Below are 25178 nucleotides of genomic sequence, written 5' to 3'. Positions count from 1 at the left end.
CTAGCTCTCATCTCATGTACGCTTCCGTGAATCATCCACTTGTCCACTCCTTGTGTCCTCCCCTGACGCTGTTTCTGAGAACAGTGTAGCGAAGAATTGATTGTTGTGGAAAGTGTTGCGTCGTAGTCGTCGCCAGTTGCCCTTTAAGTTTAGCAGTCACATCAATTCCGCAATGGAGGAAGGCGGTGGTGCGGATGGAACAACTGTGGAATTGGGTCGGCGATTATGTAATCGTCCCGATTCTCGCTCCGATCATTGTTCACTTGGTAATCCACCAATCATCCGATCGTGCAAAATCTGAACGCACAAAAAAATGACCCCCTCGGCGCAATGAGATGGGTCACTTTCTGATTCACTAACCATTGTGGCGGCTGGGCCACTTTTGAAGTGGTAGCCTGTAAGCCAGAGGCCGGTGTATCGAGCACCGGTCTCTTTCTACTTGTATCATACCATACTGGTTCCCATTTTTCAGTAATAGAAACACCAATTGATTTTAAATTAGTTAAGAAATAGTATTATCCATTTCATCTGAAACTTCAAAGCGGCTGGGACCACTCGTGGACTACTTTGATGTATAAATTATATCGCAGTTTCTTGGGAACGTCTTATACTTTAAGACTATTTACCAAGCTCTATGGGTCGTCCCGACCCTGACAATTCAAGAATTTCAATTGTAATAACACTTCTTTATCATTTATTTAGATATTAGTAACACCAGTGAACTACTTGCAACTTGGCTGCTTCGCATCCTGAAGTACGAGCTGCTTGGGAAGACCGTGCTTTTACTAGCTACGGTTATGGGCCAAGCTCGTCGGGCAGTCCTTGCCTTGAAGACATGATTTCCTCGGCGAGGCGCAACAGGTTGAGGCTCGCGTTGACGTCGCGGTCGTGGTGCGCGCCGCACGCGACACACGTCCACTCCCGGATGTCCAATCCTTTCTTGCCACTGTTCTCGCCACAGCGCGAACAGATTTGGGTTGAGGCGAACCATGGGTCGGCCTTGATGAGCGTGCGGCCATGGGTCCTGCATTTGTAGGCGAGCTGGCGGACGAACTCGCCCCATCCGGCGTCCCCGATCGACCTCGCCAGGCGCCGATTTTGCATCATCTCCCTCGTTCGGAGTGTCTCGACCACGACGACTTGGTTCTCGTCGACGATGCGTCGCGACAGCTTGTGGAGGAAGTCGTGTCTTCGGTTATTGACCTGCTCGTGTCTCTTCGCGAGGAGAATCCGTGCCTTCTCACGGTTCTTGCTTCCCGGCTTCTTACGGGCGAGCGCGCGCTGCGCCCGTTTGAGCTGCGCCTCGGCCTTTCGCAGGTTGCGCGGGTTCGGGATTTTCTCCGTAAAGAGCGCGTCGTTCGTCATGGAGGCGAAGTGTACGAGACCGAGGTCGATCCCGATCCTGTGCGCGGCCGGGACCCATGGCTCGTCGGCCTGCTCGACGAGGAGCGACACGAAGAACTTACCCGTCTTCGTCATCGACACGGTCGCCGACCGAATGTCACCGTCGAAGTCGCGGTGCTGCTTGAAGCGGATGAACCCGACCTTGGGGAGCCGGATGCGTCCGCCCTCGATGCGGATCGTGCCTTGCTGGTTGTTCGTCGTGTAGGACGCACGCGACCTCCGTTTTGATTTGAACACCGGGAAGCCGGCCGTCCCGGCGAAGAACTTCGCGAACGCCGCGTCGAGGTGTAGCTTCGCGTTCGCGAGCGCGAGACTGTCCGCCTCACACAGGAACGGGAATAGCGGCTTGTAGGAGGCCGGCGTCGGCGGCTTCCGCCTTGGTTCGTTCCCCGCCTCCGCCTCCTTGTGGATGGTGATGTGGTCCTCAAGCAGCTTGTTGTAGATGAAGCGGGCGCAGCCGATCGTCCTGACCAGGAAGTCAGCCTGGGCCTCCGTCGGGTAGAGCCGGTATTTGTAGCCCTTCAGCATGCCTCCGCCCCTCTCGGCCAAAATCGTGATGCGTCTCTTCCTCATCCGATACCCCCGGAGGAGGCGAGGAACTCTGACGGAATCACGAACTTTTGTTCGTTATGTTTGTCACAGGGATGACCGTGATAATGGGGGACGGGCGATTCATCTCAATCCTACGCTGGACCATGACCGAGCCGCTCAGTGGAGCGAGAACTCTCGCCTAATATATTTAAGATTCGTTTGCTTAGTTATCGTCTAGAATGAATAAGGACAACCACGACTCCAATCAATTATGATTATTTTAAACTAAATCATCCCTTCCTCATTTGTGTACTGAATACATACCTTACGTTTTAGACAATAGTCCCAATGCCTATACTCACAGACAGCAATTAGAAATTTAGCCCTGCCTTTTCGTGTGTTGTACGTTATAGCGTGAGAACCAGGCGAGCATCGCGTCCGCCTCTTGGCGCGGGATGTCCTCGACCGACTCGACGGACAACAGGCCGCCGCGCGTCGACAATTGGACATCACATAACCCGAAGCGGCGCTGGAGCGGCGTCTGCGTCACTTCGATCCGCTCGATCCGCGGTTTGTCGGTCAAGAATGAGCGGACGTTGAACGCACCGGTCCGGAGCTCGATGAAGTCCTCATTCCGGGCATAACGGGTCGTCATATAGCTCAATACACGTCCCCCGATGATGATCCCCCATAAGAGGAGGAGCCACCAGGCGTAGTCGCGGAAGAAATAGAGGACGACGCCACTGATGATAAGACCGAACCAACTGATTCGCATCAGCTTGATCCAAAGCGACCGTGTCGGTAAACGATGGAGCGTGTCGGCCCATGTGAACTGGTTGAAGTGCTCGTTCAGCACGGACATCGCCTTGTCCCGTTTGACGAACGGGAGGATCGTCGATGACTCGTCTTTCAACTCGTCCATCGTGCCCGCTGCGACGAGCTCGACACCGACGATGTTGAACCAGCGCCGGATGAACGTCTCTTTGATGCGGATCGCTTGAATCTTCTCGTACGGGATCTCTTTCGCCGAACGGTTCAAGAGCCCTTTCTCGACACGGATCCGATCGCCTCTTCGTTCGAGCTGGAAGTTCCCATATTTCAAGAAGTTGATGACCATGCCGATGATGACAGACAGGAACAAGACAGTAAGGACAAGCACGCCGATGGCGATGATTGAGGCGCTGATGACCCACTCCCCGACTTGATCAAACGTCCCATCAAGGTTGATGAAGTCATCGATCGAGGACACGACCGTCGAGGCGACCGGGAAGATGGCGAATACCGACAGTGACGTCAGCGAGGCGATGATGATCTCGCGTGTCGATAAGGCATAGAGCATGACGCCGGCCGGTTTTTCCGTCACGGTCTCGACCGTTTCGCCTTCGAGTGCCGGTTCGGTCTCGGTCTTGCGCTGCCGTGATTGGTCGAGGATGTCCTCTAACCGTTGCGCTTCCCGTGGCAGCACCCCGGCCAATTTGAACGAGGCGTCATCACTGTTCGCGTTCGTGTCGAACGTCAACTCGACGACACTGAGCAGACGGTAAAGGAACGGACTGTTCGAATGGACGCTCTGGATCTTGTAGAGCGGGAGCGACTTCTCTTTTTTGATCCAGTTCCCGTCGATGATATACATCGTCTTGTCGTCCAAGGCGTAACGGAAATTGCGCCAGCCGAAGAACTTTTGGATCATGTCGAGCAAGAGGAAGAGCAAGATCCCGACGCGCAGGATGATGCCAAACGTCGAGCTCCAATCGTTGTTGATCACAAATAGCAGCACGAGCGGGATGATAAATGACTTGATGACCTCTAATACACGTAACAGTAAAACGCGAGTCGGTAGACGATGCCAAGTGAGCGTCGCTTCCGTCATACGACATCCTCCTCCTCGATGCGAGCATAGACCGCGATCTGTTCACGGAGCGTCTTCGCGAACGACTCCTCGATCGCATAGATCTCATGTGACCCGGCCGCAGTGCCGATCGTGATCGTCTGCAGGCCGTACTTCCGGAGCAGCGGTCCTTGTTGGGCGTGGACGTATTGCACTTTCGTCATCGGAATCAACACGTCGTGTGTCGTGATGATGCCATGATGTAATCGTATCTCGAGCGGTTTTACGTCATACGTGAAGCGTTCTTGCTTCCACTTTTGGAACACGACGATGTCAATCACGCTATAGATGAGATCGATGGCGAGCAAGGTATACATCGTATATTGGAGCCATGTCGGCCAGTCGAAATAGAGCGAGGCGACGACGAGACCGCCGGTGATGACGAGCCCGATCAAATAAAAGATGGCACTCGACAGCCGGAACACGGTCCGTGCCTCGACGGGCAGCTTCCCGCTGATTGGTGATGGTGTTTCAAGTTCTGACATTGGTGTTTCCCCCTATCCGTTCGGACGCGTTGTCCGTCTCTCTTTTAGTATACGTCGTTTATTTGAAAAAAGTTTCATTCCGCTACAGGGAAGGTGTTCGAGTGCGCCCGAACGGTCCTTACTCATTCGTGCAGTCTAACTAAAAGTCTTCTTGGAAATGTTCGATGTATCTTGAGTGTCCCAAAATTTTGTGGGATGCATATAAGGCTCCTCAGCTTAGCTTAATTTAATTGAGAACAAATAACATTCATCCGTTTATATGCTGATAAAGACTTTTGAGTTGTTCGCTTATATAGTTGCGCGCAGCGGTATCGTAATAGCGCCAGTGCATACGCATATATCATGAATTAAAAAAAGAAGCGTCCTAAATTTTTATTAGGAAGAATTATCGTCATTCTTATCTGCCAGGCGAAGCTCATCTAGGTCACTGAACACTACATGTGTCCACTGCTAGAGATTTAATGAGTTGTCTTTCTCGTACATAGATTCAATAATAAAAATCAATCGCTCCTTGGCTAATTAATAAATCGATTTCATGTTCTTTGGAATATGAAAAATCTAGATGAAGTGCAGTATGTAACGAAATATAGGAATTCATCAACGTAGTCCTCTTAATCATGACGCGAGCTTCTCTTTCATCTAAATGAACCTTTAGATGAACGACACTCGATTTCGTAGTAACTATTTTGCCGCATGTCAATTGGCTCACTTAAAAAGTCTCCAGTCAGTTGAGTGTCATTTTCATAAAAAGACAAGTCGACAATCTCTCCGTCCAATTCGTCCCACGTCAATTCGCCCGCCCATGTCTCCTTTAAAGAATGTGACACGGTATAAATTGCGTTAAACTTTTCATCTTCAGAACTCGCAACAAGCTTTGGCGGGAGTGTCAGTGAAAAGCCCACCCATATCACTAAAAAGAGGCCAATCATTCCTAGTTCAACTTTCAGTTTCTTCACTCCGTCTCCTCCTTTTAACTGATTACCTTTATTCCGTTCGGTAGTCACTTTCCACATTCCTTTTTATCCGGCAAAAAAGCCAAGTCGCATGAGCGGCTTGGCATGTACGTGAAACGTTTAGTCTTCAAAGAACCACTTCTTGCGCGGTTCCACTTTCAAGTTGTCGCTATGCTTCTTCATCTCGGTGATGAGGTAGCGTTCGAGTTCGTTCATCGCCTTGACCCAGTTCGTCATCGCCGCGACGAGCGGGACGACGGTCAAGATGAGTTCTTCCTCTTCGTCGCGCATCTTCTCGATCATCAGCTTGGCGAAGTCGAAGTTCTCGTGGATCAAGTCTTCCTCGCGGTCGATGATGTGTTCGTTCTCGAGCTCATATGCCGAGAACAAACGCTCATGCCGACGCAACAAGTGCCGCATATGGCGCAACAGTTCTTCTTCGAGTTGTGGCGGCAGATGTTCGACCGTCAAATAATCGTCGTACAACTTGTCGAGCACGTGGATGGCGGCACTGTTCGTGTCGATCATCTTCGACTTGAGGACGGCCCGACGGTAGATCGGCGTCTTCTTCTCGAGCCAGCGGTTGGCTTTGATCTCTTCTTCGAAATAATCATACGTCGTCTTCGAACCGCGATGTTTCTTTTTCGTCTCGTCGAGCGATTCGAACGACGAGCGGCCGCCTTCCGTCTCGGAGAACAAGCGGGCGATCCGGACTGCCATTTGAAAGACGGTCGTGATCTCGTCTTCGAGCTTCCGTTCATAGCGCGGCGGGAACAACAACGCGTTGACGAGCAGCGCGACGGTGATTCCCATCATGATGAGCAAGTAACGTTCGCCGGCGAACATAAAGATCGACAGGTCGGACTGGCTCGCCCCTTCCATGATCAAGATCGTCGTCAAGATGACGGTCCGCGTCGTCGACTCGAGGTTCAAGAAGAGCAGGATCGAGATGGCGATGATGATGACGACGCCGATCGCGATCGGTGTCGGGTTCGGTGTCAGCATCAACGAGAACACGGCCAGTAAGGCGCCGATCAAGTTCCCTTTCATCTCCTCTAAAAGCCGGACACCCGTCTGATACACCGACGGCAGCAAGGCGAGCGAGGCCGCGAGTGCAGGGACGACGATTTGTTCAAATTGAAACGCTTCGGCAATAAGTAACACCAGGGCGACAGAAATCCCAGTTTTGATCGTTCTAGCTCCAAATCTCATGCGTTCTCGACACCGGAGTGTCTTCCCCCTTTGTACACGTCATGCAATTTTTTAGCCGACTTCGGCGTGCGTGAAACATTTGCCTTTCGAATCGGTCGATGTCAGGTCATTTTGCCCGATTCGAGAGCGCTTCCGTGGTATGATGGCGTTGGATATTTTCTTTAATCTTGATGGGGAGGGGTTTACTTGTCAACCATTGCTTTATTTGGAGGAAGCGGCCGCACGGGGATGCGGATGCTTGAACGATTACTGGAGGACGGACATCACGTCCGCTTACTAACGAGACGACCGCTTCAACCGAGGGACGGTCTTGACGTCATCATCGGCGACGCCACCGACCAGGAAGCCGTCATTGAAACGATACAACGTGCTGACGTCGTCATGTCAGCGCTCGGCACCGACAAACAAAACGTCTTGTCGCGCTTCACCCCGCTCGTCATCGCGGCGATGCAACAGGCAGGACTCAAACGCATCTTGATCGTCGGAACAGCCGGCATTTTACGGGCACACGACTCGGACAACTATCGCTTCGAGACGCGTGAGTCGAAACGGTCGATGACGACCGCAGCCGAGGACCACGCCCGAGCCTATGAGCTGTTCGAAGCCTCCGACCTCGACTACACGATCGTCTGTCCGACGCAATTGATCGAAGGCAAATCTGTCGGTGAGATCGTCATCACGGCCGACGTGTTGGGCACGTTGAACTCAGGCCCGATCGCACGGGATGACGTCGCCGAGCTCGTGCTTCGCGCCTGGAAAGACAGAACATACATCAGACACCGCGTCGGGATCACGACGGAATCATGATTAGGGGATGGGGATTATGAGCGAACAACGCATGCGCCTGGCGCAATTGACCGACGTATTTGAAACAGAAGACGAGACCGAGTCGGCCCGGCTCGCCCGGACCGCACTCCGGAAAGTGACGCGTGACGAGATTTGGATCGCCGTCTGCGGTCACTTCTCGGCCGGTAAATCGACGCTGCTCAACAACTGGCTCGGCGACGGGGTATTGCCGACGAGCCCGATCCCGACGAGCGCGAACATCGTCACGCTCCGTAACGGTGACGCAAGTGCCTCGGTCGCCATCAATGACACGGACTGGATCCGACTCGGGACCGACGAGCTCGAGCACTTGGGCGACTACTGCAAAATCGAAGAGATCAAAGAAGTCGAATACGCGCTACCGCGCTTCCCGTTCGGAAGTGATGTCGTCTTGATGGACACACCAGGTATCGACTCGACCGATGAGCGTCACCGCCAAGCGACGGAACGGTCGCTCTTCCTCGCCGACCATTTGTTCTTCATGATGGACTACAATCACGTCCAATCGGAACAGAACATCCAGTTGATGAAACAGTTCAGCGCCGAAGCCCGCCCCTACTCGATCATCATCAATCAGATCGACAAGCACGATGAGACGGAACTTCCGTTTGACGCGTTCAAACGCTCGCTCGAGACGGCGTTTATGCGTCATGCCATCAATCCGGACGATATGTTCTACATCTCGCTCCGCGAGCTCGACCACCCGGAGAACGAGGTCGTCCGGCTCCGGACCCACGTCCAAGCCGTCATCGAGACCGCCCGAGAGCAGAGTGAGGCGCGAGCAAGTCTCCTCGTCGACACGTTGCTCGACCGGTCTGTGCGGTCAATCGAGACAGCGCTCGAACAGCTTCCGGTCGTCGAGAAGCAGACGGCGGAGATCCAATCCCGGCTCCAGCGACTCGAGAAGAAATCGACGTGGCTGCAGTCGTTCCGTCGTGAGTTCTTTAAACACCAGTCGCCGATCGTCGCCAGTGCGCCGATCATGAACTATGAGTTCCGTGAACTGTTGCGGGATTACCTGGAGAGTTGTTCACCTGAGTTCAAAGTCGGCCTGTTCTTCTCAAAGGAAAAGACGCGCCAGGAACGTGTGCGGCGTGAAGACACCGCCGCCAAAGAGTTCAACCGATTGATTGATACGAACTTGCGGCCCCACTTGATCAAATACGCCGAGGACATCGTCCGTGACTTGAAGCTGCCAGAAGCGATCTTGTCTCGTCCCGACACATTGCCGTCCGCACCGAAGACGCTCATCAGCGAGCAAGTGAAGTCCGGGGCGTCACTCAGTGGCGACACGGTCCTCCAGTTCAGCCGTGACATCGAGTCGGCCCTCGCCGCCTGGGTGACGAAAGTGTCCGACACGTGGGTCACCTCGGTCGAGACGTATCTCGAGGCTGAAGGAAAAGACCGGATCGACCAAATCAAGACCGAGCAAGACGACTTATATGACATGCTCGATACGCTGGCGCTTCAACGCCGGCTTGCTGAAAAGCAAGCGCTGCTCTCTACTTACGCCACACGTGACATTTCGGAAGACCGGTTGGGCGACCTCGAGACCCGACATTACGTAGAGGCCGGCCAGTTACCGAAAAAACAAGTCGAACACCAGCAACAAGAAGTTGCGTCGACCTCGCTTTTGGGCGATGATGTAACTGTTTTTTCATTTGATTTTTCGTTTGAATATGCGGTATGTGAAATATTAGAGAAACATCCGCTATTCAAGTCACGCGTGAAGTCGTTGCGTCATAAGTTGGCCCGGGCCGAGTCCGAGCGTTACACGCTCGCCATCTTTGGTGCGTTCTCGTCCGGAAAGTCGTCGACGCTGAACGCGTTGCTCGGCGAAACGGTGCTCCCGACGTCGCCGAACCCGTTGACGGCCTCGATCACAAAGATCGTGCCCCCGAACGGTCTAGCCCATAAGAGCGCCTCGATCACGTTCAAGACACGCGACGAGCTCGAGGCGGAACTGAACGGCTACGGCGCTTCGCTTGAAGCGCTCAGCATCGACCACCCGTTCGTCAACGCCGTCAAGAACGCTCCCCTGTCCTATCTCGGCAGTGAGCAGTCGGTCGACTACGACACGTTCTGCTCGTTCGTCACCGAGGAAGAGAAGAGTTGCATCGTCAAGGAGATCGAGCTATATGTCGACTCCCCTTGGGCCGAGCGCGGTATCATCTTCGTCGACACGCCGGGCGCCGACTCCCAGTTCAACCGCCACAGCGAGGTACAGTTCGGCTATATGCGCGACGCCGACGCCGTCCTGTTCGTGACGTACTACAACCATGCCTTCACCGAGGCCGACCGCGAGCTCGTCATCCAGCTCGGGCGGGTCCAAGGGACGGGCGGCCATGACATGTTCTTCCTCGTCAACGCGTCCGATTTGGCGACCGATGACGCGGAACGCGATGCCGTGACCGATTACGTGTCGAACCAGTTGACGAAGCTCGGCGTCCGCAATCCGACCGTCCTGCCGATCTCAAGCCGGAACGCCATCCAAGGCAGAGACAATGGTTTCGACCGCTTCTCGGCCAAGCTCGAGCAGTTCGTCGACCATGACCTGCGCCAAGCGAACGCCGTCCGCATCAAAGACGAGACGAGCGCTCTCGTCGCCGCGTTCGAAGACGTCTTACGCGAAGCCGAAGCCGATGCGACTGTCAAAGAAACACATCGCACACAACTCGAACAGTTGCGTGAGTCCGACAACCGATTAAGCGTCACGACGCTCGTCGACCCGTTCACGCGCGAAGTGAACGAACTGCTCGCCCACCTCGAGACGCGCTCCCTCTTCCGGCTCTCGGACTTCGTCAAGGAGACGTTCCATCCGGTCGAAGTCGACGGCTCGAAGGCGAGTCTCGAGCGCGCCCTGACACGCACGCTCGACAAGTATGCGTATGACATCCACCAAGAGCTGCAAGTGTTCCAATATCGGCTCGAGCGCTTCTTGAAGCAAGAGACAGAACGGTTGATCGAGCGTGAGACGCTCAAACTGCGCCCCGTCTTGCCGACGTTATCATACGAAGAAGACATCGACATCGACTGGCTCCGCGACGCCGTCGATCCGGTCACGTTCGAAGCGGACCCGTTCCGTCCGGTGTTGAAGCACTATAAGAACGCGAATCAATTCTTCGAAGCCGACGGTCGGACGAAGCTGCGCGACGACTTGAGCGCGCGCTTAAAAGCCGCCGTCCGGGAACAGCTCGAAGCAGTCGGGACACGTCAAGCCGAACGGACCACTTCGCACTTACAATTGCTCGAGACGACGCTCAGCACTGCTTGGAACCGTGAAGTGAACGACCTCGTCGCCGGTGAGCTGAGCGTACTGACGGACGGGCAGTCGTTCGATGACATGAAACAGCGCCTCGATGCGCTCAGAAAGGATTGAACGCATGGGTTCATTATTGCTCGTCGGCCTGATCCCGGCCGTCATCATGACGGTCGCACTCGGGTTGTTTATCCGCCATTTGTATCTCAATAAAGAATCATAAAATAAGCCTCGAGCGCGCGCTCGAGGCTTATTTTTATACATCTGCCGGATAACGGACGTCGATGCGCCGCCGGATATCGGTCATGACGTCAGCAAGCAACTGCATGTCGTCAAATGAGTGGATCTCGGTCTCCCTCTCGCCTGCTAGAATCATAAGCACGAACGCTTCAATCTCGTACTTCATGTGTGTCGTCTGTTCCGTGGCGAGTTCCTCGGTCGTCCCGTCGCGGCCTTCGAACGTCAAGCGGTCGAGCGAGGCGATATCGTCGATGACGATGCGGCCCGCTTCCCCGATGATCTCAGACGGTGCGTCCGTGCCGTGAATCTTCGAATGAAGCACGATGATGTCCATGCCGTCATACGACAAGATGGCCGAACCACTCCCGTCGACCCCAGAGTCGAGTTTGACGGCGTTCGCCTGCACGGCGTCCGGTCGACCGAACAGTTTCAAGGCGGGACCGAGGCAATAGACGCCGAGGTCCATCAGCGAACCATTAGAGAAAGCGGGATTGAACGTGTTTGGGTTATCGCCGCGTTTATACAAGTCGTAGCGTGACGAGTATTGCGATTTGTTCAAGATGACACGCCGGACGGGACCGATGCGATGCAGCGCTTGACGCAATATTTGGAAGTTCGGCATGAACATGTTGCGGAGTGCCTCAAGGAGGACGATGTCGTGCTCGCGCGCCGTCTCGAGCATCAGTTTGACCTCGTCGACGTTCGAGGCGAACGGTTTCTCACAGAGGACGTGCTTGCCGTGCCGCATGAACAGGATACTCTGCTCGGCATGGAGCGAGTTCGGACTTGCGATATAGACCGCGTCGATGACGTCGCTCATCGCCATATCGTCAAGCGATGTGAACGTATGGACGATCCCATACTCGTTTGCGAACTCGATCGCCCGCTCCGCTGTCCGTGAATAGACGGCCGCAACGGTCGCACCTTCGACTTCGTGGACGGCTTCTAAAAATGAATGGGTGATAAAGTTCGTGCCGATGATACCGAATCGAATCATAAGGATGTACCTCGTTTCTTTAGTGGGTGATAATTTTATGTAGGATGATTTCATCATGGAGCGGGATGCCGTGCTCGCCGATCATTGGAATCGACGATTTTTGTAGGCGGGCCTCATCAACCGCACCAGGGATGATTCGTTCGAGGCGCCAACCCCGCTTTTGATAAAAAGCAAGCGCCTTCAGGTTGTCGTTCGTCGTGATGAGCGACATACGCTTGAGTCGATGAAGCCGGGCCCAGCGCTCCACTTCATCGAGTAGTGACGACCCGATGCCGCGGTTTTCTCGTAAACTATCGAGCGAGATGATTTCAAGTTCCTCTTCTCTAATGACATACGTGATCAGCCCGATGATTGTCGCTTCTTCCATCGCGACGAAACCGTCGAGCGTAGCGCAGTCATACGTCCCGGTCGAGATGACCATTTGAGATGATCCCCACTCAGCGATAAAGACGTCACGCACCGGCTCACGCAGCGTCGGAATAATAGGTCGAATCATTGTCACTCCGCCCCCTGAACGGAAGGCTGCTTCGGTGCGCTCGCTTCCTTATAGATCCGAAACTGTTTAAACTGATCGTCGTAAATGAGCCGAATCGCCCAAGCAAAGCCTTTCACGTACAAGGAGTACAGCCATGACGATGGGATGAGCGTGAGGCGAATCGTCACGTCCGTCCCATTCGGTGTCTCGGTCAACACATAAGTCGATGTCGATATTCCCTGATTCGTCATCGCTAGCACTTCACACTCATAAGGGCGATTCACATACGTCAATTCGGATTCGACCCGAATCTCTTTCTTCTCGAACTGTTGGACCGAGATGAACCGTTTCCCCGTCACGAGCGATGCGTCCCCATCCTCATAAATGTTTTCAATCAAATGGTCGTTCCATTTGACGATATGTTCATCTTCTGCGAGGCAGGCGAAGACATGGTCGATCGGGGCTTGAATGGTCATCTGATAAGTCGCGATTTCAGTAGGTTGTTTCATTGTTCCTCCTCGTGGACTGGTCTATGTTCTCCTAAAGAAGATTAACCACTCAATCCCTTTAGCGTTCGTCTCGTCCAAATGTGTGGCCGGCACGACGAAGTTTTCGTAATGTTCAGACTCGACAGCCAGCCCCGTCAGCCAGTGATGAAGCGTCGCTTCAGACAATGTGATGGTGACGTCATGATGCTCCACTTGAAGCGAAGACACGTCTCCATACTGAAGCACAAGCCGTTTTTGGATTGAACCAAAACCGGACGTGATTGAGGTCGTCTCAAACGTTTCGATGGAACCATCTTTACATCGGCTCAATTGACGATGAATGTCCATCCGCTTAGAGGCAGGGAAAAATAAATAGGCGATGGATTGTGTATGGCGAACAAGTTCGAACATAATACCCCTTCCTAGCGTAACTGATACTTTCGCTTGTATGTTTCTAAAGTCTCTTTGCCGAGATTGAAACCGAGTAATGCGGCAGTTGTCTTTTGCTTCCATGTTGCCGGATTGAACCCTTCCGGCATCAGAATTCCCTGGAGACCATGATGTTGAACCTGATCCAAACCTTGACGAACGATTGACTTTCCTCGTACAGGGTCGCGCCTGTACATTGAAAAGAAATCGTCTCGTGTCACACTGCTTCACCCTCGATTGTCTGCTCTGAAACCTATTTTGTAGGAGTTCGTATACAAAACTTATAGATATCTTACCTTAGGAGCGTGAGCAAAACATGATTCAGTTGTTACTTATCGGAACGACACATTTGAATATGCCGAACAACGGGGATGTATTGATGCCGGAAGCGTCCGATATCCTCAGTCCGACCCGCCAACAGGAGCTAGACGATTTCGTAGCCCAATGTTCTTGCTTCAAACCGACTACCGTTTGTCTCGAAGTCGCAACCACTGATCAACACTCGTTGAGTCAACGCTATCAATCGTATGTGGCAGACCCTCGCACAGCGACCGAAGATGAGCGCGAGCAAATCGGGTTCCGGCTAGCCAAACTGTGCGACTTGTCATTCGTTCAAGCCGTTGATTGGAACGAGACGATTGACGGTGACAGCCTCGGCGACGTGATGGACACTCATCCGGTCGAGATGGAGGCAATCATCGCGACACAACGCGTACTCATGCATAGCGTGGAGACTGCTTTCCGTCTTCGCTCGATTACTGATTTTTATGCGTATATAAACCAGAGAGAAGTCACGGATGTCATGCATCAAGCCTATACAGACATTGCTGCTATCGGACCGACTGGCTCGCGTTGGGTCGAATCGTATTGGAACGAACGCAACCAGCGCATCTATGAAAACGTGAGGCGTGCCGCGAAGACGGGTGACCGCATCGTGCTATTGTATGGCCTAGCACACGTCCATTTGTTGAGAAAGTTTTTTGAGACGGACGACGACTTTCTCGTCCGTACACTCAATGCCATCCTTACTTAATACTTTTACTGTTCCCTTCGTTCGATACTACGGGCCAACGCCTCAATTCGTTCCCGTGAGATGCCTTCTCGCTGCTCTACGGCGAGTGGGTGGTCGGTCGGCTCTAATTCGATGAACGGCCGCATCCCGACCTCTCGGATATGGACATTCGTCTTCAAATTGATTGTATCCGGATAATCGGGCAAGTCTGTCGAGAACCAGCCGAACATCGGTTCAAGTCCGACACGAGCCGGGTCTTCCCACGCATCAAGCATCCGAAAGAAGTTATCAGCGCTGAGCGATACCCAGACGTTCCAAGTGAAGACGTCGTCCTCTCCGATCATCGGGAGTTCGAGGCAACAATTCACAAAGAAATGTTCCTCGTCTAGGACGCAGATGTCGTCGGTCAAAAAGACACGCCGCTTCATGTCTTTCTTTGAGAAATCCTCGATATAGGTCGGCATGAGTGAGCCATATCCGAGCGGTGTGTCAATCTGCGTCTGGCAGACCGAGCAGGCACACTGCGCGCTATGCTTGCGCTTCTGTTTGAAACGGTTCATCATTTTATGCGTTCTCCTTTAAAAAAACAAATACAATTGCGGTATGTGAAATAAAATCATTCTGCTTCTTCGATGGCTTCTAGGACGGTCTCGGGATCATATTCCATCCCTTTCAAGTCACTAGGCCAGTCCAACCCGCATAACAACCCGTCCTCTGACATATTCGGCAACCAGGCCGCAATAAATAAATCGAGCGGTAACTCAATCACATGATAGTTGTCCCATTCCTCTACTCTGCAAGAAAGTGCACGTTCACGAGTCGAAAAGAAAAGTAACACGTCTGTCTCCTCAATGACCGAGGGCGCATATGCCCAACCGTCATTCGCTTCTGCCGACAACCCGAACACCGTCTCGCTTTCATTGACACGTTCACAGAACGTCTCAATCACGTCCAACTCCAATCGCGTCACCTCGACGAACGCCTCGATTGAATCAGCCACTCGTTCGAGTTCATCCGTCTCGTGCCACCAGACATAAATCGTCTCGACGTCTGAAGTCAAAAAACCAAGTTCGTCCCCGCTCCCGTTCGCAGCGACCGTTATAAAGTGTTCAGGCAACCCGCGCTCGTCCCTGTTCGCACGGATGATATCGTCCCACGTTTTGTTGAAGAAGCGTTCGTCTTTAATCGGATAGAAGAACCATTCCCCGACCTCGAATTTATTATCATGTCGCCACGCCTCCCGAAGTTCGTTCGGCAAACGACTCCCGAGCTCTTTTTCGACCGCTTCGATTGTCTCTAACGTAAATCCTGGAAGATTTGTTTCGATTCGCATTGCAATCCCTCATTTCGTCATTCAATAACATGAGTATACTTTTTTTGGCGAAAAGAGGGAATGCGTTTTTCGTGGTTTGCTTTGGTGTTTTAACGCTTCAAACACGAAGAAACGTTACATCCGTTCCGTTGATTTGAAGAAATCCGCCAGTACATCCGCGCAGGTCACCTGTCACCCGTCCGCATCGAATCGGCTTCTCCCGACGACCGAACGTCCAACGGTACAGTTCGCCGCCCGTCACGAAATAAGCTATCTCGTCGACAATCGTCATCGCCTCGCTATCACAGATTATCTTTGGTGTCCGATAGGCGACGATGCGTCCGTTACGGTCAATCTGTGTCAATTCGCGTTCGAGCGACGGGAAGAACCAGACACCTGATTCGGTCGTGACGAGGTGCTCACAGTCGACGATAATCGGGGCTTTACGCGTGTCGTGGTTATAGCGAAACAAGACGTACCCGCTTCTTGAGAAACAGACGAGCGCCTCGGTCGATATCCCCTCGCCAAAGATTCCCTCATCTCCATAGCCGACCCAAATACCCGACTCATCGACGACGATGGACGCGATAAACGTACCGGCGTGAAAACTTGTCTCGATGGAACCGTCCGCTCGAACGACCCAGGCGTTTGGTCGCAAGTTATCGCGTGTGAAGTCGACAAGCACAAATGTGGTTTCATCCATCACGCGAATGAACGGATCTGTCAATGCGAGTGCGAGTTTTATTTCTTCGCCTCGCCACGTCACGATGGCAGCGTCGTCTGCTTGATGCAGCGTGATGATTGTCCCGCCCCACAAGTCGGCATCAAGTAACCGGTTATGTGATCCGCTCATCGTCATCGCGTTTCACTCCTTTTTGTTTGGCTGACTTAAACCATTTTTTCAGCAACTGAATCCCAATCCATAAAATGACAATGATCCAGGCAGCCTCACAGGCACTCGTGAATAGGATGAAAGCCAGTCGCCCGACGTCTTCAAGCTCACGAAAACCAAACTGTGGAATCTCCCAACTGATAAAAACTTGATAATAACCGACCAACCCAAAAACAAACGGAAACATCGACCAGAAAAACGGATTTATTCGCTTAGGCAAATGCAGCTCCACGTGATTCCCTCCGATTTGAAGTGACTCCCATCAAGATTCGTTCGAAATGTTGCACATCTTCGCCCGATGGTTCTTTCAATAAAGCAAACCTCGATTCGTATCTTAACCGATAAGTTCTTGGAATAAGATAGTTACCGCATATTTCACCCCTGCTCTAAATATTTGATGGATGAATGAACGCATCAACGAACCAATAATAAATTTGTTTATACTTTTAACCTATCATATAATTTATGTAATCATTATCTAAAATTTGGTTTAACAGGAGTCGTGTTATGCGAACAAGATTGATAGGAATTATCTCGTTTTTAGCCTGGAACTGCATTTTAAATACATCTTATTTCAAAGTTGAAGTGAAACTTATTGAAAGGGACAGTGCACTCCTTGATTTGGTAGCTTTTGATCATCTTCTCTTCTTGCCATTCATGATGACCTTGGCGATTGCGCCTGTATGTAGCGTAATCATCTCTGAATACACGATTCGCTACTTCAAAAAGAACGACAACCCTCGCCTTTATTTAACTCTTATGTTGATTTATATCGTTATCATCATACATACGTTTTTCACCGTGCGCTCATTCTTGCAATAGATAAACGATATGACTTTATACTTGGTACGATTAACGCTCTAAGCACTATTTCTCAAGTGACTGACTAGACATCAAATAAAAGCAATGAATCCATCCGGTTTCATCAGGTCCCTTCCATGAGTCACTACATGGACAGTAAGAATCCATAGCGGTAGAGAATTTTGAGAATATCAATGAATTAAAAAACTGAGGCAAACTACCTCAGCTGAAATTAATCATAAAATCGCTTCCGCTATTAAACGATCAAATTTTCGAATATCCACTTTTTTGTTTAAATTGATTTTGATTGTACCCGCTTTTGTAAAAAGCTGAACCTCTGAGTTTAAATCAAACATTCCACCAGCATTTTCTGTCGAGTACATATTAATCGAATGATATGGAAGTGAATAAATTTCCACTTTCTTTCCGCTAAGCCCTTGTGCGTCACGTAAAATAAGTCGTTTGTTTGTGAAAATTGCAACATCACGAATAGTTTTATAAGCTGCGACCGGGTTTTCTCCTGAAATAAGTAAATCCGAAACATCTTGTGGGACTTCACACTCAGAATTAAAAGTCCAAGTTAATTGCGTTAAAGAGTTAGACATATAAAGTTCTCCTTTTTCTTGATTTTTATAGCATTAACTATATTTTACAATTTAATTTATCCATACTCAAGAAGTTATCGAACAAACAATCGAACGATCGCTAACTATAAAGTCAGTACTTAAGTTCTCATCATATTTCGAAATTATCGAAATTATCGAAGGTATCGTAGCCACCAACCGAGCTCTTCTTCCCCATACAGATACACACCGGGCTCCGTTTGAAAATCGACTCCGTGCAAAAACGCCAATCCGGCCATCACGCGCGCATCAAGGTGCATGTCTTCCGTCCGCCATAATGCATGTGCGGCCAAGTCGGAGACGTTTTCTAACGTCAGCGCGCCTGTACGGACAGCGGATAACCAATCGACAAGATCCTCTCGTAAAGGTGGGATTCGGCGCCTCGGGAGCTCGTCTGGCGTCAACTCGCCACGGTTCACCTGCTTGAAGAGCTCGATCAGCCGGTGATTCGTCGGCACAATGTCGAGCACCATCTCAATCGGCGTCCGAATCGACTTGATTTGATCAGTCGTCTCATTCCATAAAGAGAGCGTCTCATCCCGTCCATAGACGAGCCAGTCACCAGAAGCGTCATATCCGAGTCGTTGCCCGAGCCGAGAGAACGTAAGACGCGAAGCATCCTCGAAAGTGAGCAGCGTCGCATGAAACCGCTCACCCGAAAATGTCGTAATGCTGACGGGACGCTCTTCGGTCAGGAGTGATTTCAGCACGTCTTCACATGTCATGGTGAGTCGCCATCGGCTGAACGTAGCCAATCTTCAAACGAAGGCACGATTTGTTCGACACGTTCACCTGTCTCATGGTCGACAATGACGACTTCGTTCGTCTTCAAGTCGACACAGACGAGGTCACCGAGGAAGTCTTCATACCCGATGATGGGGAGATAGTTTGGCCACGGTTCTTCCTCGTCGAAAACCTCTAATTGAACCTCGTCGAAGCGATCGCGTTCATTTAAAAATGCGAAACGCTTTAGCCCTTCTGTATCCTCAAGTTTAATTTCTATCTCGGAAGTCGGCAACAGCGCCATCAACTGTTCTTTCGTCATACTCATTCTCCTCTCCAACTTTCTCTAGTTTATCGCAATAATGATACCTAGTTATATACATGAAATGAGAAATTGCATTGACACCAACCTCATTAAGTGTAAAATTACACTTGTAACTAATTGTAAATAAAACACCTGGAAAAGGGTTAATGCTTTCAAGCAAAGAGGTGCTCGATGAACAAATCGGATTTCATCCAACTCGTATCGAAACAAGTAAAAACGGTTCGTCTTGAACGACAATATTCTCAAGAAGAGATGGCTGACATCTTAGGCTTATCCAAAAAGACGCTCATTCAAATCGAAAAAGAGCGGACCATCGCCAACTGGAGCACGGTCGTCACATTGTGCGCCCTGTTTAATGATAGCGAGATTCTTTTGAGCGAAATCGGGGACGACCCAGTCGAGTTCGTCAGACTGATCGCCAAAGACGTCTCGTACGAACCGAAGTCAAAGACACTCGGTGGTCGTGTCTGGTGGAAGCAAACCGCAACAGAAGGAGATTATGTGTTGCAACAAAACTTGATCAGCGGCCATTACCGGATTTTAGATCGTCAAAACGTCCGGTGGCACAGCTCGTTCGACGTAGAAGAAGCCACACTCGTGTTGGTCAAACTAGCGCAAGACGCATGAAAGGAGTCAGATCGTGAAAACTAATAAAAGATGCATCGTGACGTTGTCAGTCGTTTATGTCATCGCGTTGATCGTGAATATTATCCCGTCGGCCACCTTCCCCGACGCAACAATTCGTCCCCTGCATGCCGCAGCCTCGGTCGCGCTCCTGTTCTGTCTACTAGGAACTTGTTTATTGCGAAATCAGGTTGCCAAGCTGTATATCACGGCACTCCTGTTCGCGAGTGTCACCGTTTTCACATTGAACAGCTTCGAGACGTATATGCGTGACATCCTTCTTTTGGACGCTTTATTTTCAATCCAATACCCGCTCTACATTCTATTCGTGTCCCCGTTGTTCGGCCTCAACTTCTTTTTGAACGTCGGAGCGGAATACGTCTCATTGATCACTTTCTTCATCGCGATTCTGTTACTCATCATCCACGAGGTCTCAATGACGGCTTCACGTGAACGGCTATGACAAGAGCGCAACTCATCGGATCTTCAAGCCTGCTGATTGCCATTCCCTACTTTCTACTCGCTCCGAACTGGACGCATGCTGGATTCGTCTGGATAGACGGTACAGCCACCTTGCTCATCATTTCGGCCATCGGCTTCAGTTTACATATGTGTCGCAGTCGAAAATGGACGCGACGACAAGGCATTACTTTCGGGATCGGCTTGCTCACAGCCTATGCTCTCGCGTTTCTATTTCTATTATGGCGAGTCGTCGCATACAACATGAACACGATTTAGGAGGCTACTTATGAAGTTTTACATCGGGTCCGGTTTTTATAACATCAATCACGTCCGGCAATTGCGGGACCATTTCATCGAACAAGGCCACACCCATACATACGATTGGACCATGAATGAACGAGCAGCGACAATCGAGGACTTGCGAGACATCGGCGCCAAAGAATACGAAGCGATTCGTACATCTGATTTTGTCGTCATCTTGCTACCGGCCGGGAAGAGCAGCCACGTCGAACTCGGGATCGCCCTCGGCGCGGACGTACCACTGTTCATCCATGACGCAGCAAATCGTTTCGATGACTTCGAGACGACGAGCACGTTTTATCATCTCCCCCACGTCATCAAGTTGACGGGACCGCTCGAGGACATTCCTTCATGTATCGCCGCCCATTACGTAACGTCATATGTAAAGCAGGATAGTTTATGATGTTCCCGATTTATTTAGTCACAGGGTTTGTCATTTTGGTTCTGGTCGCAACTGCTACCACCATTTATATCAAAGTGTACAAACGACGTCGAACTAACACTGTACAATCAAATCCAGGCCAAGGTGCCGCCATCGCACCGCCTGATAAACTTGCGATTGTCTTATTCATCGTCACTATAGTCGTGAGCGTCTTGATCAGTTATGTTGCAGGATACACCGACGCCTACAAAGCGTATGAACAAGATGTCTGGGTCCTTTCACCGTCTGACATTGAAACATTTTATGCTGAGGTACGAGAAGTTGAAGACGATGCTATTGAAGTCCAAAAGATGTCGTTCGATGACGCAACTGATCAAGGCACGCTTCGATATGAGATTGTGGAAGAACAGGTGAGCATCTATCGACAGGATAAAATCATCCAACTCTCTGACTTGTCTGAAGAGGATTTAATCTCAGTCATCCTGATGAAAGATCGATCGGGGATGACGAGCGTATTTAAAATCGAATTACTTAACGCCAAAAATTGATCCTTCTAAATAGAAGAGTCGTAATCCAATAAAACCGGCTGATTGAGAAAAAACTCTCACTAGCCGGTTTTTATTTGAATCTAAAATCATATTGAATAAGTCCTTATTCAATATGTCTACTCGTTTTCAGCCGAGACAAACATTCCTCTACGACCGAAATAATGACGTCTGGACAATCTAAATGGATTGCGTGCGACGCTTGCTCCGCAATCACAAGTCGGCTATCCGCCGAGAGAATCGTTTGCTAAATGCCCCAGCTATAAGTTATAGATTTCAAGTTTATTTTGAAATCGCTCATACGTATCCAAAATGATTTGAACATCTTCTTGGTAGAGATGACTGATTGTATGCATTGAATCAATCGACACCCACTGCACAGCTGAAATATCTTGATCAATCTGGCTCGACGCCAACGTATCTGTAAGTGCCACAAGATAATAGTGAGTTTGAATGTATTGTCCGCCGTGAGACTAACGTATGATCATATAAGCTGTCGTCAAATTTATTTAAAAAGTATTGGGATGAATTCAGACACCAATTCTGTTGCTTAGTCTATAATCAATAGTTTAGTCTATACTATTACTAGTTGAACTACCCCCACCTACGCCTTGTTTAGAGGTGGAGGATTCCTGAGTTATCCGACCTATCAGTCGGAACCTGATCAGGCTAACCCCGTCGTCCCGACGGTTGGAAGTTGATCGTGTCCGTTTCTTTAGTGCTGATGCCTACTTTGCTTGGTTTTCGCTACTTCAGTCATCTGCTAGGTGAACGTTGAAAATTTTACGTGACAGACGAACTTCCTGCCACAACCCTATATCTTCAGTTTTCAAGGAACGTGACACTTATTTTTTACCTGATTTCAGGAAGTTCAAACACGATGTCGAACCATTGCCGTATCGAAAGACACGCCTGGTTCGAAGGCGATTCATCTCCCACTTTCACTAGGGCTTCGCCCGCGTCGTTTAGAAGTGGGCGTATTCTCGCCTAATTTTGATAAACGAGGAATTTCCGTAAACATGGGGACAACACGAACTCAGAAAGAGGAATGATCATGAATCAATGGACTCAAGAATCAATTAAACTATTCGGGCTCATCTCTTGCCTCATCATCGGCACCATTCTATACGTGTCTCTACTCTTGATGAGTGACGTCGGAGTCATCGGATTAGTCATCTTACCAATCATCGTCATTGCCTCTCTCGCCTTTGGGATGCGGGCAGGATTGACGTTTTCTGTCGCCTTGCTGGCATTCTTGTTTGTCTACTTCTTGTGGTTCGCTCCTATCTATCAAGAAGGAGAAGTTCAGTTTTTCAACTGGAAAGGGCTTAGCTATACAGCTCTCCTCCTCACCATGTCTATCTTGTCCGGCCTCATTCATCAACTCGTGAAGAAGGTCCAGTTGTCACGACATGAGCTAGAAGAACGGGCCCGGCAACTGATCGCCGTCGATCCCGAGACGTGGCTCGACAACTCAGAACGGTTTCAGATGGACGTCAACTCAGAACGAGACCGTCTTATCCGCCATGGTGGTTCCTTCGCGGTCTCGTTTATCCAGCTGCACGAGTTCACGCATTTCGAGGAACGTTATGGACGGACCGAATATGAATGGTTTTTGAATTACTTCAGTGACGAACTCCACATGGCGACAAGACGTACCGATCAAAAATATCGGATCGCACACGATACGTTCGCTATCATTTTCCCGTATACATCACCTGAATCGGCACAAGTCGTCCATGATCGCATCCGTCCGCTGCTCGAACAATATGAACTGCAGAGCGGCGAACACGTTGGATTGACGTATGAGGACACGTTTTATGAAGTGAATCGAGAGAATTGCAATGCGATCGTCGAGCAAATCCTCTCTAAAGCATCAGCAACTGGCTAGATGGAGAAGACGTGATTGACGGACGTCGCCCATATAGTGTATCAAGCGTTCGTCATGGGTACATCGAGCAAAAAAACATACGAAGACGTCGTCCACGACTTATCCGCAAACGTTGATTGCGCTCAAAGAAGGGAGGTGCGTCGGGACCGTGTCGTTGTTTGAGCAAGATTGCGCGACTCGGCCCGCCTACACTCCTTGGCTCGCTTCGTTATACACTGATCCGACATACCGAGGACAAGGCATTGCTGAAAAGTTGATTGAGTCATTACTTGCCCTTGCAATCGAGTTCGGTCATTCAACCGTCTATTTACGTACAGACAATGCGACCGACTATTACTTGGCGCGTGGATGGCTGCATGTCGAAACAACCGAATCAGGACTCGACATCTGTAAAAGGGATATTTTGAATCAATCGCTCGAGTAAAGGACGTCTCCTTCTGCCGAACGCAACTCATAGTCAACTCCAGTCGACTGTACTTTCGTCAACGTGACCGTACAATCAAACAGCGTGCCCGGCCCGTACGCGACGTCCGGCGTTGCTCGAAAATCGTACGATGCTTCTTCAAACCAGAGCGTCACCCCGCCCTGTTTCGATTGATTGTCGACGACGTAGCAACTTCCGCTCTCCGTCTCATAGCGGCCAAGCGCACGATCATATGTATCGGGTACGGCGAGCATAAAACAAACGATGGCTATTAAAACACTAAATACAGCACCTAGCAGTTTACTCAGTTTACGCTCGCTCCGCCACTGCGATATATACATGAAAGTTGAGAACACACACATGAATCCGACAACCCAAAACGCAATTAATTGTGCCAATCTGATCACCTCTTCCGTAGTATACGAGCACTGCTGAATAATGTTTCATCATCCCACCAGATTAAGGAGTCCTATATGACCCACTTCCTCAAGTTACAATCAATCTCAATTTTAATGGCACTCGTCTTATTGGTTAACATTCAACTACTCGCCAACAGTGGACGGCTGTCCTTGTGGATCGGCGACGCGTATGTACCTGTCATCGCTGTGATCGGACTCACCTCACTCGTCGTATTCGCACGTGTAGCTATCCAGCAAATCGTGCAGTTGACCCCAACACTTTGGAATCTCTTGCTTTATCTCTTATGGCTTCCGTACTTGGCTTTGTTCACGTTTGGCTGGACGCGTATCATCCCTCCTCCTAACGAAGCAGCCTGGCCGACACCGGTCGTCGGTCTATTGATAATCGCCCTCACGCTCACGTTCCCACTCTATATATTCATCGTCCATATGTGGGCCCGCTCCAAACAACCAACGACCTAAAAAACGTGTGCGACCGATTCCGGTTGCACACGTTTTTTACGAGAGTTCCTGGCGTCGCTTCTGCCACGCCACGAGCAAGATACTGATGATGACGAGCAAGAACCACGACGACAACTTGCCGAGGTCGACGAGTGCCCAGCCGCTCAACTGATTCGGATACGCCCAACCGTTATAGAACGTGACGATATTCTCGGCGAACCAGATGAAGCAGGCGATCAAAAAGAAAGCGACGACGACCGGCATCGTGAAACGGCGGTCGTCAAGCCGGTACGTGACGATGGCCCGCCCAAACGTGAGGAAGACGAGACCAATCAACAGCCAGCGCAAATCGAGCCAGATGTGGTGCCAAAAGAAGTTGAAGTAGATGGCAATACCGAGCCCGAAAGCGATCAGCGGTGGTGGCATCTTCAAAAACTCGAGGTCGAGCCGGCGCCACGACTGGACGACGTAACTGCCGACGCTCGCATACATGAAGCCGGCGTAAAGTGGGACGCCAAAAAGTTTCGTCAGCGCCTCGTCGGGATAGCTCCACGACCCCATCTGTACTTTGAACAGTTCGAGGCCGAGACCGATGACGTGGAACCAACTGATGACTTTCAGTTCTTCCATCGTCTCGAGCCCGGTTTTGACGAGCACGACTTGGACGAGCAGGCACCAAATGAGCAGCACGTCATAGCGTGGCAGCGGAAAGTCGAGCCATTTTGTCAGCGCGAGCGCACCGAAGATCGCAACCGGGAAGATACAACTGAGCGCCTGCTCGTAACCGAAAATGAACAAATAACGTAGCCGTCGCAT

The 25178-nt window shown here is 50.6% G+C and carries 29 protein-coding genes; 11 read left to right on the top strand and 18 right to left on the bottom strand.

The genetic code is table 11. The features are described from left to right. Nucleotides 1–795: 795 nt before the first annotated feature. The 5 genes from EVJ30_RS04330 to EVJ30_RS04305 all read right to left on the bottom strand — a co-directional run bounded on the left by EVJ30_RS04330 (nt 796) and on the right by EVJ30_RS04305 (nt 6473). Nucleotides 796–1932 (bottom strand): RNA-guided endonuclease TnpB family protein, encoded by a 1137-nt coding sequence (locus EVJ30_RS04330; protein ID WP_131468123.1) that lies wholly within the window; start codon nt 1930–1932, stop codon nt 796–798. A 382-nt stretch (nt 1933–2314) separates the two neighbouring features. Continuing rightward, nucleotides 2315–3805, bottom strand: a complete 1491-nt coding sequence (locus tag EVJ30_RS04320) for a PH domain-containing protein (protein WP_131468119.1) — start codon at nt 3803–3805, stop codon at nt 2315–2317. Further along, the gene (locus EVJ30_RS04315) at nt 3802–4308 is read right to left on the bottom strand and encodes a PH domain-containing protein (RefSeq protein WP_131468117.1); all 507 of its coding nucleotides are present in this window, start codon (nt 4306–4308) and stop codon (nt 3802–3804) included. Before EVJ30_RS04315 ends, EVJ30_RS04320 begins: the two co-directional genes overlap by 4 nt. A 635-nt stretch (nt 4309–4943) precedes the next feature. After that, complete coding sequence (locus EVJ30_RS04310) at nt 4944–5264, bottom strand: hypothetical protein (RefSeq protein WP_131468115.1); 321 nt, start codon at nt 5262–5264, stop codon at nt 4944–4946. A 117-nt stretch (nt 5265–5381) separates the two neighbouring features. After that, on the bottom strand, nt 5382–6473 hold the full coding sequence (locus EVJ30_RS04305; RefSeq protein WP_070327270.1) for an FUSC family protein: 1092 nt from the start codon (nt 6471–6473) through the stop codon (nt 5382–5384). A gap of 186 nt (nt 6474–6659) precedes the next feature. Here EVJ30_RS04305 and EVJ30_RS04300 point away from each other — a divergent pair, with 186 nt between their 5' ends. Continuing rightward, nucleotides 6660–7280: an NAD(P)-dependent oxidoreductase gene (locus EVJ30_RS04300; protein ID WP_035386033.1), complete on the top strand. Its 621-nt coding sequence runs from the start codon at nt 6660–6662 to the stop codon at nt 7278–7280. 16 nt (nt 7281–7296) lie between these two features. Beyond that, a complete protein-coding gene (locus EVJ30_RS04295) occupies nt 7297–10677 on the top strand; it encodes a dynamin family protein (protein ID WP_236635981.1) in 3381 nt (1126 codons plus the stop codon). A 136-nt stretch (nt 10678–10813) separates the two neighbouring features. Here the strand turns inward: EVJ30_RS04295 and EVJ30_RS04290 are convergent, their stop codons facing one another. The 4 genes from EVJ30_RS04290 to EVJ30_RS04275 are packed head-to-tail and all read right to left on the bottom strand — an operon-like array spanning nt 10814 to nt 13168. Then, nucleotides 10814–11794, bottom strand: coding sequence for a Gfo/Idh/MocA family protein (locus EVJ30_RS04290; protein WP_131468111.1), 981 nt, complete (start codon nt 11792–11794; stop codon nt 10814–10816). Nucleotides 11795–11813: 19 nt separating this feature from the next. Continuing rightward, a complete protein-coding gene (locus tag EVJ30_RS04285) occupies nt 11814–12290 on the bottom strand; it encodes a GNAT family N-acetyltransferase (RefSeq protein WP_131457678.1) in 477 nt (158 codons plus the stop codon). Nucleotides 12291–12292: 2 nt separating this feature from the next. Further along, nucleotides 12293–12778, bottom strand: a complete 486-nt coding sequence (locus EVJ30_RS04280; RefSeq protein WP_131457677.1) for an SRPBCC family protein — start codon at nt 12776–12778, stop codon at nt 12293–12295. 21 nt (nt 12779–12799) lie between these two features. Further along, a complete protein-coding gene (locus EVJ30_RS04275; RefSeq protein ID WP_131468109.1) occupies nt 12800–13168 on the bottom strand; it encodes a hypothetical protein in 369 nt (122 codons plus the stop codon). 334 nt (nt 13169–13502) lie between these two features. Between EVJ30_RS04275 and EVJ30_RS04270 the strand changes: the two genes are divergently transcribed. Then, nucleotides 13503–14219 carry a DUF5694 domain-containing protein gene (locus EVJ30_RS04270; RefSeq protein WP_131468107.1) on the top strand — a complete coding sequence of 239 codons (717 nt, stop codon included), beginning with the start codon at nt 13503–13505 and terminating at the stop codon, nt 14217–14219. A 5-nt stretch (nt 14220–14224) separates the two neighbouring features. Here the strand turns inward: EVJ30_RS04270 and EVJ30_RS04265 are convergent, their stop codons facing one another. From EVJ30_RS04265 to EVJ30_RS04235, 7 genes are all read right to left on the bottom strand, one after another. Beyond that, nucleotides 14225–14761: a DUF2199 domain-containing protein gene (locus EVJ30_RS04265; RefSeq protein ID WP_131468105.1), complete on the bottom strand. Its 537-nt coding sequence runs from the start codon at nt 14759–14761 to the stop codon at nt 14225–14227. A gap of 53 nt (nt 14762–14814) precedes the next feature. Further along, nucleotides 14815–15531 carry a DUF2750 domain-containing protein gene (locus EVJ30_RS04260; RefSeq protein WP_131468104.1) on the bottom strand — a complete coding sequence of 239 codons (717 nt, stop codon included), beginning with the start codon at nt 15529–15531 and terminating at the stop codon, nt 14815–14817. A 97-nt stretch (nt 15532–15628) separates the two neighbouring features. After that, on the bottom strand, nt 15629–16369 hold the full coding sequence (locus tag EVJ30_RS04255; protein ID WP_131468102.1) for a hypothetical protein: 741 nt from the start codon (nt 16367–16369) through the stop codon (nt 15629–15631). Then, on the bottom strand, nt 16347–16634 hold the full coding sequence (locus EVJ30_RS04250) for a hypothetical protein (RefSeq protein ID WP_131468100.1): 288 nt from the start codon (nt 16632–16634) through the stop codon (nt 16347–16349). The genes EVJ30_RS04255 and EVJ30_RS04250 overlap by 23 nt, the downstream gene beginning before the upstream one ends. 805 nt (nt 16635–17439) lie before the next feature. After that, nucleotides 17440–17808: a PH domain-containing protein gene (locus tag EVJ30_RS04245; RefSeq protein ID WP_070327279.1), complete on the bottom strand. Its 369-nt coding sequence runs from the start codon at nt 17806–17808 to the stop codon at nt 17440–17442. Between the two features lie 152 nt (nt 17809–17960). Continuing rightward, entirely contained in the window at nt 17961–18536 is a 576-nt protein-coding gene (locus EVJ30_RS04240; RefSeq protein WP_141737210.1) for a hypothetical protein, read from the bottom strand. 11 nt (nt 18537–18547) lie between these two features. Further along, nucleotides 18548–18871, bottom strand: a complete 324-nt coding sequence (locus EVJ30_RS04235) for an SMI1/KNR4 family protein (protein WP_161568815.1) — start codon at nt 18869–18871, stop codon at nt 18548–18550. 174 nt (nt 18872–19045) lie between these two features. Here EVJ30_RS04235 and EVJ30_RS04230 point away from each other — a divergent pair, with 174 nt between their 5' ends. The 7 genes from EVJ30_RS04230 (at nt 19046) to EVJ30_RS04200 (ending at nt 23502) form a co-directional block, all read left to right on the top strand. Further along, nucleotides 19046–19501, top strand: a complete 456-nt coding sequence (locus EVJ30_RS04230; RefSeq protein ID WP_070327282.1) for a helix-turn-helix transcriptional regulator — start codon at nt 19046–19048, stop codon at nt 19499–19501. Between the two features lie 13 nt (nt 19502–19514). Beyond that, on the top strand, nt 19515–19961 hold the full coding sequence (locus EVJ30_RS04225; RefSeq protein ID WP_131457669.1) for a hypothetical protein: 447 nt from the start codon (nt 19515–19517) through the stop codon (nt 19959–19961). After that, complete coding sequence (locus EVJ30_RS04220; protein WP_131468096.1) at nt 19958–20236, top strand: hypothetical protein; 279 nt, start codon at nt 19958–19960, stop codon at nt 20234–20236. Before EVJ30_RS04225 ends, EVJ30_RS04220 begins: the two co-directional genes overlap by 4 nt. A 10-nt stretch (nt 20237–20246) precedes the next feature. Continuing rightward, the gene (locus EVJ30_RS04215; RefSeq protein ID WP_070327285.1) at nt 20247–20663 is read left to right on the top strand and encodes a group-specific protein; all 417 of its coding nucleotides are present in this window, start codon (nt 20247–20249) and stop codon (nt 20661–20663) included. After that, on the top strand, nt 20660–21190 hold the full coding sequence (locus EVJ30_RS04210; protein WP_131468094.1) for a hypothetical protein: 531 nt from the start codon (nt 20660–20662) through the stop codon (nt 21188–21190). Before EVJ30_RS04215 ends, EVJ30_RS04210 begins: the two co-directional genes overlap by 4 nt. 1051 nt (nt 21191–22241) lie before the next feature. Then, the gene (locus EVJ30_RS04205) at nt 22242–23078 is read left to right on the top strand and encodes a GGDEF domain-containing protein (protein ID WP_161568814.1); all 837 of its coding nucleotides are present in this window, start codon (nt 22242–22244) and stop codon (nt 23076–23078) included. A gap of 112 nt (nt 23079–23190) precedes the next feature. Further along, on the top strand, nt 23191–23502 hold the full coding sequence (locus EVJ30_RS04200) for a GNAT family N-acetyltransferase (RefSeq protein ID WP_236634086.1): 312 nt from the start codon (nt 23191–23193) through the stop codon (nt 23500–23502). Here the strand turns inward: EVJ30_RS04200 and EVJ30_RS04195 are convergent. Continuing rightward, complete coding sequence (locus tag EVJ30_RS04195) at nt 23487–23843, bottom strand: hypothetical protein (protein ID WP_161568813.1); 357 nt, start codon at nt 23841–23843, stop codon at nt 23487–23489. The two genes, EVJ30_RS04200 and EVJ30_RS04195, sit on opposite strands and share 16 nt — an antisense overlap. A gap of 132 nt (nt 23844–23975) precedes the next feature. Between EVJ30_RS04195 and EVJ30_RS04190 the strand changes: the two genes are divergently transcribed. Beyond that, nucleotides 23976–24383 carry a hypothetical protein gene (locus tag EVJ30_RS04190; RefSeq protein WP_131457663.1) on the top strand — a complete coding sequence of 136 codons (408 nt, stop codon included), beginning with the start codon at nt 23976–23978 and terminating at the stop codon, nt 24381–24383. A gap of 36 nt (nt 24384–24419) precedes the next feature. Here EVJ30_RS04190 and EVJ30_RS04185 read toward each other — a convergent pair whose 3' ends face one another. After that, nucleotides 24420–25178 carry a DUF817 domain-containing protein gene (locus tag EVJ30_RS04185; RefSeq protein ID WP_131457662.1) on the bottom strand — a complete coding sequence of 253 codons (759 nt, stop codon included), beginning with the start codon at nt 25176–25178 and terminating at the stop codon, nt 24420–24422.

This window comes from Exiguobacterium sp. SH5S13 (genome assembly GCF_004337085.1).
In the GTDB taxonomy this organism is placed as follows: Bacteria; Bacillota; Bacilli; order Exiguobacteriales; family Exiguobacteriaceae; genus Exiguobacterium; species Exiguobacterium aurantiacum_A.
The sequence above is the reverse complement of the archived record's forward strand: the minus strand, read 5'-3'. Positions and strand labels throughout refer to the sequence as shown.

Bases quoted from the DNA above. Each gene is read 5' to 3' on its own strand.
- EVJ30_RS04330 (WP_131468123.1), bottom strand. From the start codon at position 1,932: ATGCTGAAGGGCTACAAATACCGGCTCTACCCGACGGAGGCCCAGGCT.
- EVJ30_RS04255 (WP_131468102.1), bottom strand. From the start codon at position 16,369: ATGACGATGAGCGGATCACATAACCGGTTACTTGATGCCGACTTGTGG.
- EVJ30_RS04215 (WP_070327285.1), top strand. From the start codon at position 20,247: ATGAAGTTTTACATCGGGTCCGGTTTTTATAACATCAATCACGTCCGG.
- EVJ30_RS04265 (WP_131468105.1), bottom strand. From the start codon at position 14,761: ATGATGAACCGTTTCAAACAGAAGCGCAAGCATAGCGCGCAGTGTGCC.
- EVJ30_RS04205 (WP_161568814.1), top strand. From the start codon at position 22,242: ATGAATCAATGGACTCAAGAATCAATTAAACTATTCGGGCTCATCTCT.
- EVJ30_RS04305 (WP_070327270.1), bottom strand. From the start codon at position 6,473: ATGAGATTTGGAGCTAGAACGATCAAAACTGGGATTTCTGTCGCCCTG.
- EVJ30_RS04210 (WP_131468094.1), top strand. From the start codon at position 20,660: ATGATGTTCCCGATTTATTTAGTCACAGGGTTTGTCATTTTGGTTCTG.
- EVJ30_RS04220 (WP_131468096.1), top strand. From the start codon at position 19,958: ATGACAAGAGCGCAACTCATCGGATCTTCAAGCCTGCTGATTGCCATT.
- EVJ30_RS04190 (WP_131457663.1), top strand. From the start codon at position 23,976: ATGACCCACTTCCTCAAGTTACAATCAATCTCAATTTTAATGGCACTC.
- EVJ30_RS04285 (WP_131457678.1), bottom strand. From the start codon at position 12,290: ATGATTCGACCTATTATTCCGACGCTGCGTGAGCCGGTGCGTGACGTC.
- EVJ30_RS04185 (WP_131457662.1), bottom strand. From the start codon at position 25,178: ATGCGACGGCTACGTTATTTGTTCATTTTCGGTTACGAGCAGGCGCTC.
- EVJ30_RS04235 (WP_161568815.1), bottom strand. From the start codon at position 18,871: ATGACGAAAGAACAGTTGATGGCGCTGTTGCCGACTTCCGAGATAGAA.
- EVJ30_RS04280 (WP_131457677.1), bottom strand. From the start codon at position 12,778: ATGAAACAACCTACTGAAATCGCGACTTATCAGATGACCATTCAAGCC.
- EVJ30_RS04260 (WP_131468104.1), bottom strand. From the start codon at position 15,531: ATGCGAATCGAAACAAATCTTCCAGGATTTACGTTAGAGACAATCGAA.
- EVJ30_RS04295 (WP_236635981.1), top strand. From the start codon at position 7,297: ATGAGCGAACAACGCATGCGCCTGGCGCAATTGACCGACGTATTTGAA.
- EVJ30_RS04275 (WP_131468109.1), bottom strand. From the start codon at position 13,168: ATGTTCGAACTTGTTCGCCATACACAATCCATCGCCTATTTATTTTTC.
- EVJ30_RS04315 (WP_131468117.1), bottom strand. From the start codon at position 4,308: ATGTCAGAACTTGAAACACCATCACCAATCAGCGGGAAGCTGCCCGTC.
- EVJ30_RS04195 (WP_161568813.1), bottom strand. From the start codon at position 23,843: ATGTATATATCGCAGTGGCGGAGCGAGCGTAAACTGAGTAAACTGCTA.
- EVJ30_RS04230 (WP_070327282.1), top strand. From the start codon at position 19,046: ATGAACAAATCGGATTTCATCCAACTCGTATCGAAACAAGTAAAAACG.
- EVJ30_RS04320 (WP_131468119.1), bottom strand. From the start codon at position 3,805: ATGACGGAAGCGACGCTCACTTGGCATCGTCTACCGACTCGCGTTTTA.
- EVJ30_RS04290 (WP_131468111.1), bottom strand. From the start codon at position 11,794: ATGATTCGATTCGGTATCATCGGCACGAACTTTATCACCCATTCATTT.
- EVJ30_RS04270 (WP_131468107.1), top strand. From the start codon at position 13,503: ATGATTCAGTTGTTACTTATCGGAACGACACATTTGAATATGCCGAAC.
- EVJ30_RS04245 (WP_070327279.1), bottom strand. From the start codon at position 17,808: ATGTCTAACTCTTTAACGCAATTAACTTGGACTTTTAATTCTGAGTGT.